Source organism: Pseudoalteromonas sp. MMG005 (genome assembly GCF_018101015.1).
Classification (GTDB): domain Bacteria; phylum Pseudomonadota; class Gammaproteobacteria; order Enterobacterales; family Alteromonadaceae; genus Pseudoalteromonas; species Pseudoalteromonas aurantia.
Genome location: NZ_JAGJEK010000003.1, coordinates 114,406 through 127,321, shown reverse-complemented (window position 1 = coordinate 127,321; position 12,916 = coordinate 114,406). Strand labels below are relative to the sequence as shown.

The window sequence follows — 12,916 nt, the reverse complement described above, 5'->3', positions numbered from 1 at the left end:
CCGCCCTGTTATCTTTTCATCATAAATCAATAAGGCACTATGAATTTCAACCGACTGATTGTCATACTAAGCATCTGCTTAGTAATTAAAAGCCAAGTCGTATTTGCAGATTTATATAGTGCTACTGTCGCTTACCAGAATAAAAACTACCGCTCTGCGTATAACTCATTCGAGCAATTGGCACAGTTAGGTAATGCTGATGCGATGTATAATTTGGCCGTCATGTCTTTACATGGTCAAGGGGTCACACAAAGTAAACCTCGTGCTTATGCATGGTTCATGCTTGCTGGTGAGTTTGGCTCACACGATGCGCAACAAACGGCACAGCTGGTATTACAAAGTTATAATGACCCTCATGCTATGACCGATATGTACCAAACATTACAAAAGCTCTATTCTTACGATGTTATTTCTAAACTGCTCTTTCCTGCTTTGACGCCCAATCCCTCCCCCTCTCTGTCTAGAACAACTTATGTTCCCCCAAAATATCCAGATGAAGCTCGGCGACTAGGACTTGAAGGTTGGGTATGGGCCGAATTTGATATTGACGACAATGGTAATGTCACAGATATATCTATTGTTGACAGTCACCCAAAGAACACCTTTACAGCCAGTATTCTGAATGCTTTAACACATTGGAAATACGATGTTACAACCCCGATATTCAATCGTTCTTTGACATACCATTTCACCACTTTCAAAGGTAAACAATATGACAAAAGTTTGGGGTCACAAAGAAAAGAGTATCAACGAGAAATAACACGACACATTGATGCTGCGGAACAAGGAAACGGCAAAATACAATATTACATTTCTCAATGGTTAAACTCTGATAAGTATAATGCAAGCAGGCTATTAAAATATCACTGGCGAGATGATAATGCAGATGCAGCCTTATTATTAGCCGCAGCCAAGAATAATTATCCTTTAGCTCAATATAAACTCGCCACCAGCTTAATGAGCACAGAAACATCGCATCCGAATAAACTGGTTGGCCTAAATTGGCTACATAAAGCCGCAGACCATAATCTAGCGGCAGCGCAATTCAGGCTCGGACTTAGTTATTTACAAAAAACGGAAAGTTATTATGCACCAAATAAAGGCATTAAATGGCTTAAGCGTGCAGCACAACAGCAACACCTCAGAGCTCAGTTGACACTCATCAAGGAGCTGATACGCAATAACACCGCAAGTGAAACGATACATAAATGGATAAACAAAGCACGCGCTTTAGATAATGACCACCCCACTCTACTACTTTATCAAGCGCAACTAGCCCCAGTTCAATCTGCAGCTAAAGCACTCGCGTTAAAGGCCAAAAAATCGGCTCTTTCTAGAGCATGGTCCACTCATGAGATTGATTCGTTCATTGCGTCTTTGGAGTAAAGTGATGCAGCACAATGTCCGTTTCTATTCCATCCACTTTATTAATAAGTATATGCTCTCCTCGCCAGTCAGTACTTAGCGAAAGTGGAACGTTAATATCATAAAGATACGTACCTAACGCTCTGACTCTCACGTTTTCTTGCCTGTCAGTGTAATAGCAATACAGATACAGCTGATGACCCTGACGTAATACGTAATAAATACCTTTCTCAAATAAGGCTGGCTGATATAAACGAAGCGAAGCACGAAGCTGATTTGGGTCGATATCTTGTGCAGTATATTTCAACAAATAGGACGTAGCATCATCCAAAAAACCTGTAAAACTCTGATTTTTAGACGCCAATGCTAACTCATCTACATCCATAGATTGAACATCCTTGGACAGCAATCGATTTGTCGTTTCATTCAATGAGTATTGCCATAACTGCCAAGTGCCCTCTGAATGTCTCGCTTGATAATTGATTGATTGCCCGTCAGCACTCCAAACCATATTCCGTGTTTTATTGTAATCTTGAATGATGGTGACAAGTTTCTTAGAAAACAAATTAATTAAGTAGGTATCACCACGATTAGAAACAATCAGTAAGTTGTTCCCTTTTGGTGAGAAAAGCAACTGTTTTGGAAATACTTGGCTTGGTAACAACGCAAGTAAGCTCGCGGTAGGCCTTTGTCTATGCTTAACCCAGATCTCAACTTGCGCACGTTGGCTTTTTATTTGCTGATCATAAGAAGCAAACGCAAACCAGTGTCCATCATGTGAAACCTCCGCTAGTATGTCTAGTTTCGCCGCAGAAGAAATCGCGATTAAATCAGAACTGTCACTTTCATTCGATTTATCTAAATGATACAAATTGACCTGAGAAATCCCTTCTGAGTGCGCGACATGGCCATGATTAAAGTCAACCGCAATATCTGTAATAACGCCATTTGGCGTATGTATTTTTTGCGACTTCCCAGCAATATCTGAAAGACTTAATGAGTCATCACCTGTCCAATAGGTACCACGTTCTCTTCCCCATACAACAGGGCCTTTGGCATCTGCACTCAACAACCTTTTATTTAGATCACCATGAAATTCACGCTTTGATAGCAGTTGGTTTTTCCCCTGCTTAGCATGCGAGAATAGCAGCATTTGGTTGTTTGGATTTACATCATGTAGCATACCTTGGCTATCTGAGTATTCAGTCTCTTTTGTGATAATGAAGCTATTTTCAGATTCAATATGATAACGCGTAATTTTTACATCATCGTCGCGCCACTGCTGCGCATAAATTGCAGTTTCTTTTGGCCAAAATAAAGGGTTAGGCCCTTGCGCTGGATCGCATTCAAATAAAGTCGTTTCAGGACTCAAACGCCACATTTCTATTGTACTATCCACAGAAAATACGCGGACAGTACATGAAAATGGATCATACCGATAATAAGCAAGCCACTTTCCATCTGCGGACCAAACCGGCGCTTCTTCGCTATACCCTGTACTCTTTAAGTTATGTAAAGACTGAGTTTTCATATCAATGACGGATAGATCAAACTGTTCTTGATTATTACCCACGTGACTAAATGCCAAATAACGCCCATCGGGAGAATAGCGTAAATAAACTTCAGCCCCCGGTGAGGCTGTTAGCCTAGATTGATATTTATAGTCAATAGTTTGAGCGGGGGTTGTAAGCAGAGCCCCGGTAACCTTATAACCTACAGCCCCAAATAACAGCCCCCCTAAAAGCCAGTAGATAGGTCTATTTTCTTGTGCTCTGATGAGTTTCGAGGCGATGTCTGGCACATCATTTACGGCAGCAATTAACTGATAACCAACCCTAGGAACTGTTTTTATAAATTGCGGCCTACTTTTATCATCACCGAGCGTTTTACGCAGTTGAACAACCAACTGACTGACTGAATTGTCACTGACGATAATATCAGGCCATAACGTTGTGATAATGGTATCACGCGACACTGTTTTACCTTCATTGTCTAACAATAGCTGTAGCAGTGCCAATTGCTTTACTTCAATCGTACGCCATTGCTCAGCCACTTTGACGCGTAACCCAACAACGTCTAATTCAACATCATTAATTAACAGTTTTTTGGGCCTATTCTGCTGCATAGTGTCCTAAGTACAATGTAAAGGTATGGTTAAAACCGTAATAAAAGAGTATGATATTTGGCATTAATAATACACTGATTATCAATAGTACAATACGCAAAAACGGGTTTATTTACCCAAAGCTGTATGGGGAAGCTAAATGGTTCATCGTCGTTATTCATTATTCTTATTAAAAATATTGCTCTTTCCTACACTTCTATTAGCAAATACACCGCAGCAAACGAGTGACAACACGCTTGAAAAAATACAAATTAGGGGATTTCATGACAGCGTTGTCAAGTCTCTTAATAATAAGCGATTTAGTGATCAAATAACAGACTCTATTAGCGCCCAAGAAATAGGTAAGTTTCCAGATAAAAATGTCGCAGAAGCCTTACAACGTATTACCGGAATATCTTTATCTAGAATACAAGGTGAAGGTGAAAGAGTCGGCGTTAGGGGCACAACGCCAGAACAAAATAGAACCTACCTTAATGGTCAATACTTAGCATCTGCTGATTGGTGGATTTCATCTCAGCCAAATCGTGGCTTTAACTTTACTTTGTTACCTGCCGATATTATTGCTTCTCTCGAAGTATATAAAACCCCACAAGCAGATCAAGACGAGGGCTCTCTAGGCGGAGCTATCAATATCAAAACGTTAGACCCTTTACTCACTGATAACCGCTTTTTGGTGCTAAATACTCAGCTACAGTATAATGATTTATCAAAAGAACTTGACCCTCAACTGTCCGTAATTTTTAACTATAAAAACCCCAATGAAGATTTCGCAGCACTATTTACGGCCACTCAAAATAAAAGGCAGCTTCGTCGTGATGGTTTAGAGTCATGGGGCTGGCATGAGCGAAATTACCAATTTGATAATAACCATGATTTAGTGCCAGTTAAAAAAGCCGCAAATGAAAACCTGTCAAATATTTGGACGCCAGGCGGAGGGGGCTCAGCAATATTTAATCAAGAGCGCATTTTATCAACTGTCTCAGCCAATTTCGCATATAAGTTCAACCACCATTGGCAGTTGAACACACACCTACTTCACTCAGAATTACAAGCCGACAACACAAATCAAAACTTTTTATGGCAACCCGCAAAAGTTTTAGATTTAGGTGGCAAGATAAAAGGGGCTGTCCTCAACAAAAAAACACTGACTTACGGACAATATAGCCAACTAGAGAATGAAATGTTCAATACCAGCATGGAGGCCATTTGGCGTAATTCTAAAATAAGAACACAGAGCATTCATTTCGATTTATTATATTCAGGCCCAGTGTGGCAAACTCAATACCAAATAGGTTTCAGTCACGCGCAAGGCGGAACCAGCGAAGACAGCACATCACAATTTTCTGCAAATACCCAATTTAGTGTCGATACACGACAAGAACAAAACATCATAGCCCAATATGACATTTCCCCTCTCGATGCACAGCGCTGGTTCCTAACCGAAGCAAGAAAAGATGCGCAGCATGGTGATGACAAAGCACACTTCGCACAAATTGACTCTACTTATCAACTTGAGCACCCAGTTATATCGAGTATTCAAGTTGGCCTTAAGTATCGAGAACATCAACGAGATTTCCGTCGCCTACGGTCAATCAATGGCGGTTTAAATGGACTTGCAGGACAATTAAACACCACGTTAGCAAATTACCCTGCAGCTGTTGCGAATGATTTCCTACACGATATCGGCAACGAACAAACACTGAAACAATATAGCTTTGTCAATATTGCGCAATTAAACAATGACTTTGAGTCACTCGGTTTTGTACAAACCGTGGAGCGAGCCAGTCGATTTAACATCGAAGAACGAACATTGGCTGGGTATTTTAAATTAGCTTTAGACAGTGATTTTTATCGATTAAATTTAGGTGTTAGAGCCGTTTCGACTTGGCAAAATGCCGCAGCACTTAAACAGCTCCCAGTTAATTCAGTGAATACTGAACTTAAATGGGTTAACGACAAAAAATCCTATTTAGATTTGTTACCCAGTATCAACCTCAACATTGAACTGGCAGATGATGTTGTATCTCGATTTTCTTTTGCTCGGGTCATGTCGCGAGCACAATTTAACCACCTAATGCCATCAACTAACTACAATGTGACCCAAGCACAAGGCCAAGGAGGAAATCCTGATTTAGACCCCTATCGCGCCACACAATTTGACGCCAGTATTGAATGGTACTTTCAAGAAGGAGGTCTTACTTCTGCAGCGGTTTTCAATAAAAATGTCGACTCCTTTATCGAGTTCAAAAGAGAGTTAGAGCGCCATGAAAATATTTTAATGTCAATTGACCGACCTATCAATGGTAACGGCGGAAGTGTCAGAGGAGTCGAACTAAGTTATCAACAATACATCGCTTATGGGTTTGGCATAATTACCAACTATACTTACGTCGATGGCACTCGTGTACAAAACCTCACCTCGCAAAAAGACCGAGTACCAGGCACTTCAAAACATAGTTTTAATATCACAGCCTATTATGAAGATCACTTTATCAGTACGCGCCTTGCTTATAACTTTCGGACAGAATTTGCCACCGGTGTTGGCGAAACGATAACTGATGATTATGGTCAACTCGACGGTAACGTCACTCTTTCGGTAACCCCAAAAATCAAAGTCACGTTCGACTTTATTAATTTAACCAACGAAATTTTATATAGCTACGAAAGAAATATGTTTGCACCAACAGGAATTTACAGCAATGGAAGACGTTTCTATATTGGCGTTCGTTACCAACTGTAAATTATCACGAATACAAATAGGGCCCAGTTATGCCCATGAAAATGAGGTTAAGCACGCTTTTTAGCTTGTTTATTCGCATACATAGCATTATCACTTCGCTCAACCATGTCTTCTAAAGGTACTTTATCAACGGGGTCATAAATACTGTATCCTACACTTACACCTATAAGTTGAGTATAGGGCTTATCTTTCAACACCCCTGCATATTTTTCTATTATACTCTTGCACCAGTGCGAAATAAACGCGTCGCTTGATGATAACAACATAACTACAAACTCATCTCCACCAACCCGTGCCTTAATATCAGCATCTCTACTTGCACTCTTCAATAGCGTCGCTAATGCAACAATACAGTGATCACCGCTTTGGTGGCCATATTCATCATTCACTTGCTTTAAGTTATCAATATCAAGATAGACGATGGCAACATGCTGCATAAACCGATGCGCATCTTTTAGCCTTTGTTTTGCGAGTACATTAAATCCACGTAAATTATTTATACCGGTGAGTTCATCTTCTAACGCAAGTAACTTTATTTTTTCATAATCAACAATTTGCCGTAAATCCCCCTCTATAATTGTTTTAAATTGCGAAAGGAGCTGCACCAAAATTGGTGGGTAATCCGTCACTTTAGTATCGATAACACAAATCGAGCCAAACAGTTCACCATCAGGCCAAAACAGTGGAAAACCTAAGTATGAGCGCACAGGCCCTTCGCTCACAGGTTGTACTTGACACCACATGGCATGATTAGCCGCATCACCAACATACAATGATTGCTTTGTTTCCATCATATGTCGACAAAAACTGCGCATTTCCCAAGGCCAGTTACTATTTTGAGCTAAAAAATTATCATCATTAGAACTGGTCGCAACAACATTAAACTCATCTTCTCTGAGCTGAACAACTGTACCACTGGCCGCGTCATATAGCTCTGCAAGTGTATTAACCAGCTGCTGCCATTTTTGACAATCGAAAAAAGGATGGGGGTGTTTCACAAAACAATTATTAATATCGATCATATTATTACCTCAAGCACTCCTGTAACTATAGCTAACTTTGGCAACAAAGCAGCGTTGACCCACTCAATGATCAGATATTTTTTCTCAATAAAAAAGGCCAAACGTCCCCTGTTTGACCTATTGTGCAACACCACTTTTATATGGTTTAAAAGAGACCTTTATTCCAAGCAATTTGGCGCCATGGCTTCGTTAAAACGGCTTGAAAACTTCTGCTGTGAAACCCTAAGTTCCTTGTTACTATCACTTGTTATGACATCAGATGAACTAGATAACAACCAAGTCATGCAGCCTGCTTTCAATTTAAGTGGTTTTCGAGACATGCCAATTTTTGGATAAAAATACCCCCGTCTATTTAACGCAATTAAGCCATATACTTTTTGCTGTTGGTGTAATTGGATCACCTCTTCAACACGCTGCTCACCAAACCACGCTAACGCCCTGAGCTCATTAACGAGCTCAGGTGTAGCACTTTTATCTGTTGAGTTAGTCGCCACACAACCACCTAGTAAACAAATCCAGATGAGATGCTTGTAATTCAACATCTTAAAACCTCCATGAAATAAACCGCCTGAAGGCAATAAGCATTAAAATGATCCCTGAGAAGAACAAAGTACCACTACTACCACCTGAATCAGATACAGGCTCCGCAGGTGTAACTGGCACTGTGGGTGTTGGTTCTGGCGTTGGCTCAACAATAGCTTCCGTAACATCAATAGTAACTGTACCTATTCCTTTTCCACCATTATTATCGTCGACTTCATAGCTAAATTGTTCTTGCCCTGTAAAGTCAGCACTTGCCTGGTAAATGAGCACCGCCCCACTAATAGTTACAGTGCCTGTCCCGCTATAATCAACCATGCTTATTTTCAGTTCAGTACTGTCTATGTCTGTATCATTGTTTAACACGTTCAATTCCACGGTTTCACCTTGAACAACCGTACCACTATCAGCCGTTGCCACTGGCGCATCATTAATTGCTGTGACGGTTACTTGAGCACTAAAATCAACCAAAGCACCTAACTCATCAGCAACAGTAATAGGAATCGTTAATGCACCGTTATAGTTAGCGGAGGGTGTTACTTTTAAACCGTCTAACGTGTAATTATCTCCTTGTTGTGCGGTCAAGGTGAAGCTCGTACTGTCGATATCCACAATATTAAAATGCGTTAAACTTAACGTTAACGACGCATCTTCATTAACCGTTATATCTTGTTGACCTGTAATTGTGGGGGCGTCATTCACAGCGACTACGCTAATCTTGGTTAAAAAGTTAACACTGGAATTATTCCCATCGCTGACACTCACGGGAACGGTTAATTCACCAAAGAAATTGGACGTAGGTGTAATTGTTTCACCATTAACTGTATAGTTTGTGCCTGTCGAAACCGTAACGGATAATGTCGAATCGGGTTGTTGATTAATGACCGTAAACATCGCTGGCGTCAACAATAGACTTGCGTCTTCGTTCATACTCAATGTGTCTTGTGCAGTAATAGAAATAATACTGCCCAGTTGAAACTCTTGAGATAATGCATAAAAGATCCCTGTACTACATTTCACCATTACTCGGGCTTTATTATCGGCACTGCCTGCTAAACTAACCGTTTCAGAACCATCATTCGGTGTATTTTCTAGTAACATTTGCTCGAATGATGTGTCGCCTGACGACTGCATAATGTTAACATTTGCACACGAAACGGGCGTCTGATCTGTATTGGCAACATTCCATTGCACATTGACTGAATTACTTCCCTCTAACATAGTTGAAGAGGTTGGAGATGTTATTGCAAATGGACCCGCAGACGTTGTGGAGGTAACGGTCATTGCGTCATAATTTACCCCACCCTCTCCATCTCGAACGACTAACCGAAAATTCATAGTTCGATTTGTTGTTGGGTACGCTTCGCCTTTCGTAGTCGTCCCATTCATCACATCTTCAAGCTTTGGAAAATAACGTGTCGCGCCACTACTAGGTAAATAAGGCCTAAACAATGGTCCTTCACCATTATCAATGAGCTGGGATGCCCCTAAAGTTGTGGCCCCCAAATCCATTTGCTCCCATGCATAACTCAATGTATTTGCAGTGTTTTGATCTGTGGCAGAACCCGATAGCATAAATGGCGTATTGATTGGAATAGTGTAATCTAACTTTGCGTCTGAAATGGGCGCATTATTACCAATTCCCACAGGTGTACCACATGTAGAGCCTGATCCCGTCGTTAAATGCGTATTCATTTCATCAATACTGTGTGAATGAAACATGGCAATGGAATTTTGAGCCAAGTTATCGTCACCACAAATACCTGCATAGCTCATTATGGTTATGCCACTGCCAGGCTCATACGCCGCAGAACCCACTCGCGTATTGCAAGAGCCGCTTGAACCATTATAGGTATGATTAGCGCCAAACTGATGCCCAATTTCGTGCGCTACATAATCAACATCGTATGCATCACCTTGAGGCGTAGAAATCCCCGTCATCCCCCATGCTTTTGCACCTTCCGAACACACAACCCCTAAACCAGCTAGACCGGCCCCCGCTGTGGCCATAAGATGGCCTACATCATAATTCGCCGTACCAATTATGGTATCTATTTGAGTTTGAACAACGCCTAAAGTGTCGTCTGCATTGCCATTATCATACGGGTCATTGGCTTCAAAAATAAGGGCATCATTGTTCGCGATCAGCTCTAATTTAACAGCAAGGTCGGTTTTAAACACCTGATTCACTCTATTTATGGTCGTCACAATGCCATTCATTGCTCCCACTTTGCCACCAAAAAAAGCAGTATATTCATCACTGGTTGTTACCGCTAAACGATACGTCACAAAATCTACGTTGCCACCATTACCAATCAAGGGTCCACGCGACTGTGTGTTTTTAAGTGTTAATGCGTCCAGTTCAGGCGTGAGCACCTCATCGCTCCACGCCTGCTGCCTAGCGGTTTTTTTATAAAGCTTTAAAATACCGCTGTCCGCAGGATCTAAATATAGACGCTCCCCATTAATGTAATAAACGCCATGCACGCCATTTGGCCCGATATCAAATCGACCTTTATTACTTGAATTACCTACTTCGTAACCTGCAAAACTGCGAATGGATGGAAACTTTTCTTGCAGCGCCTGCGCCATTATTGAGTCATGTGAGATAGAAAACTGTACAAATTTGCCGCTTAACGTTGGCAAACTAATGCGTATTGAGCTGTCATTGAGTGCCACAGCCATCAAATCTTTCTGTGCCTTTTGAATATCTGCTGAGAAATATCGCTCGCTCGGATTGACAGTACCTTTTTGCATGGCAGTTTTTGATAAACTGCCGTCTATTGCTTGCCATGACCAGTTACTTTGCTCATTGGCTAAAGCGGTAGACATACTGCCGCCTATTATTAGACTGTACACAACTATGTTCATTATTGATTCCAACATTTTATTTAACTTAATCAGTATAGAAGCCTGTAAGTGAATTGCCTGAGCTTTTTAAAAAAACATAAAAAGTATATATAGAACAATTTGATAGATTCACAATGCAGTATTACCTCCTCCCCAAAACTCAACACAACACCAGCCTAAAGACTCAAATAAAATAAATTAATTCATACTTTTATATATTATAATACGCAATTAAACCGCTCAAAAATTGCTATTTAACGTAAATAAATCAAGGACTTTATAGTGACTTCAAAGTTAAAACTGAATTTAATTACCCTAACTATGACCTGCTGCCTTTTTCCAGTGGCAAATGCACAACAGTTACTGAACAATGGTGCCTTTGAAAAAGCATCCCAACACTGGAGTAGCTCAATATTCACCAACAATGTCTCGATCTCTGCACATGAAAAGTTTGGTAATATTGCCGAATTACCGCCACATTCTTCATTGGCGCAAACTATCGAAACAAAACAACTATTTCATGAGCAGTACTGGTTAAGGTTTGACGCTAAGTTGCATGTTCAGGACATTCAAGCGCAACATCTTCAAATTGGTTTCCACGTCAATAATGAATATGTCTTGCTATCCACTCTTTCTTTACAAGAAACAAACCTTTTCTCTCAATTTCATACCCAAATAACAGTATCTGAACCACTTAAAAGCCTACTTGCAACGCATGAACAAGCTTCACTTTCAATAAAAAACACTTCAAATAATGCCACTGTATTTATCGATAATATTTCTCTTTCAGGAATGCAAACTGATAGTGATGCAGACGGTATTCCCAACACTTGGGAAAATACCAATGCGACTAACGCATACAGTAATGATGATAAATATTCTGACCTAGATGGAGATGGCTACTCAAACTATGCTGAATACGTCGGCCAATCAAACCCAAGCTTGTTTAGTAGCACACCATCTACATCAACGCATGTCGTAACTTCAACCTCATGTGATAACGCTAGTATTGGCATTTTAAAATATGAAATTGCCTTATCTGAACTGCAATTTTGCGATGGTGCATCGTGGCAAGTAGCCGCAGCACCTGCAGGTGATAAAGGCGATAAAGGTGATAAAGGAGACAAAGGTGATGTAGGTGCCGTTGGTATCAAAGGAGACAAAGGAGATACCGGTAATGCCGGTGCTAAAGGCGATAAAGGAATTCAAGGGATACAAGGAGTCGCAGGAACATCGTCATGGCAAGACCTCACAAATAGCGTTGTCACTCATGTTAACGTAGGCATAGGCACGCTTACCCCTTCAGTCCCATTAGAAGTGGTTGGTAACGTGATAGCTGCCACTCCAACCCAAGCAAACCACTTAGCAACAAAAGCTTACCATGATGCTGAACAATTTAAACAAGATCAAAAATATCAACAGTTACTTGCGCGTATTGCATTGCTAGAATCTAAAGTAGGCATTCTAGAAGACAAAGTCAGTGGCATAGGTAAAAATTGCTTAGATATCAAAAATAAGTTTACTGATGCCCAATCAGGTTTATATGAAATAGACCCAGACGGCGCACATTTAGGGGTTGAACCATTTAAAGTATGGTGTGATATGGCACACCAAGGTGGTGGATGGACCTTATTTGCCAACCATAAAGATAACATCGAAAATATCGTTGCAGGAGATATTATATCTCCAAATTCATATGCGGTGATGCAGTCACAACGTTGGCAGGCACTGAGAAAAACCGTCACAGGCGGTATGATGTTCATTGATGAACATCAAAATATTACGGCAGTTACACAAACGAAGATGATCAATGCAAACTGTCGAAATATTCATTCGGAAGATGACTTAGCCAATTTATCAACTGAAGGGGAATATGGCTTAATTTGGCTTCATGAAGATACCAATTGCAATGCTTCATGGGATTATGCGGGTGTCATTTTAGGCGATAAAGACTCGACTCGCGTTAATTCTTACACGTATCAAGGCGCGTCAGTACTTCAAGCCCCCAATTCAAGTACTAAGTTTGATGTTTGGCCATATGGCACGGATGAAAGCTCTCGGCACCACCAAAATGAACTACTTTATTACGTAAAATAAAGTCGTTATTCTGCCGATTCAAGTGTCGAAGAACCTGGATAAGGCGCCATGTGTACATCGCGCCTTATCCACTTACTAACGCAACAAGGTATAAAATCGACTGGTCACGCCATTCGTCCATCCAAAACCCTGTTGAACCTGATACTCGCCGCCTCCTGTGGTGTTTTCAGGCAATAC

8 protein-coding genes are annotated in these 12,916 nt (G+C 40.8%); 3 read left to right on the top strand and 5 right to left on the bottom strand.

Annotation, left to right across the window (positions count from 1 at the left end):
• Nucleotides 1–39 precede the first annotated feature (39 nt).
• Entirely contained in the window at nucleotides 40–1,386 is a 1,347-nt protein-coding gene (locus tag J8M01_RS04015; RefSeq protein WP_211057097.1) for a TonB family protein, read from the top strand.
• On the opposite strand, the gene J8M01_RS04010 is transcribed toward J8M01_RS04015, so the two are convergent.
• Entirely contained in the window at nucleotides 1,367–3,490 is a 2,124-nt protein-coding gene (locus J8M01_RS04010) for a winged helix-turn-helix domain-containing protein (RefSeq protein ID WP_211057096.1), read from the bottom strand. The two genes, J8M01_RS04015 and J8M01_RS04010, sit on opposite strands and share 20 nt — an antisense overlap.
• 139 nt (nucleotides 3,491–3,629) lie before the next feature.
• Between J8M01_RS04010 and J8M01_RS04005 the strand changes: the two genes are divergently transcribed.
• Complete coding sequence (locus J8M01_RS04005; protein ID WP_211057095.1) at nucleotides 3,630–6,230, top strand: TonB-dependent receptor; 2,601 nt, start codon at nucleotides 3,630–3,632, stop codon at nucleotides 6,228–6,230.
• A gap of 47 nt (nucleotides 6,231–6,277) precedes the next feature.
• On the opposite strand, the gene J8M01_RS04000 is transcribed toward J8M01_RS04005, so the two are convergent.
• The 3 genes from J8M01_RS04000 to J8M01_RS03990 all read right to left on the bottom strand — a co-directional run bounded on the left by J8M01_RS04000 (nucleotide 6,278) and on the right by J8M01_RS03990 (nucleotide 10,624).
• Nucleotides 6,278–7,252 (bottom strand): sensor domain-containing diguanylate cyclase, encoded by a 975-nt coding sequence (locus tag J8M01_RS04000; protein WP_211057094.1) that lies wholly within the window; start codon nucleotides 7,250–7,252, stop codon nucleotides 6,278–6,280.
• Nucleotides 7,253–7,410: 158 nt separating this feature from the next.
• Nucleotides 7,411–7,746 carry a hypothetical protein gene (locus J8M01_RS03995; protein WP_211057093.1) on the bottom strand — a complete coding sequence of 112 codons (336 nt, stop codon included), beginning with the start codon at nucleotides 7,744–7,746 and terminating at the stop codon, nucleotides 7,411–7,413.
• Between the two features lie 49 nt (nucleotides 7,747–7,795).
• Complete coding sequence (locus J8M01_RS03990; RefSeq protein ID WP_211057092.1) at nucleotides 7,796–10,624, bottom strand: reprolysin-like metallopeptidase; 2,829 nt, start codon at nucleotides 10,622–10,624, stop codon at nucleotides 7,796–7,798.
• Between the two features lie 300 nt (nucleotides 10,625–10,924).
• Between J8M01_RS03990 and J8M01_RS03985 the strand changes: the two genes are divergently transcribed.
• Nucleotides 10,925–12,739: a fibrinogen-like YCDxxxxGGGW domain-containing protein gene (locus J8M01_RS03985; protein ID WP_211057091.1), complete on the top strand. Its 1,815-nt coding sequence runs from the start codon at nucleotides 10,925–10,927 to the stop codon at nucleotides 12,737–12,739.
• A 75-nt stretch (nucleotides 12,740–12,814) separates the two neighbouring features.
• Here J8M01_RS03985 and J8M01_RS24160 read toward each other — a convergent pair whose 3' ends face one another.
• Nucleotides 12,815–12,913 (bottom strand): trehalase family glycosidase, encoded by a 99-nt coding sequence (locus tag J8M01_RS24160; protein WP_282100505.1) that lies wholly within the window; start codon nucleotides 12,911–12,913, stop codon nucleotides 12,815–12,817.
• Between the last annotated feature and the right edge of the window lie 3 nt (nucleotides 12,914–12,916).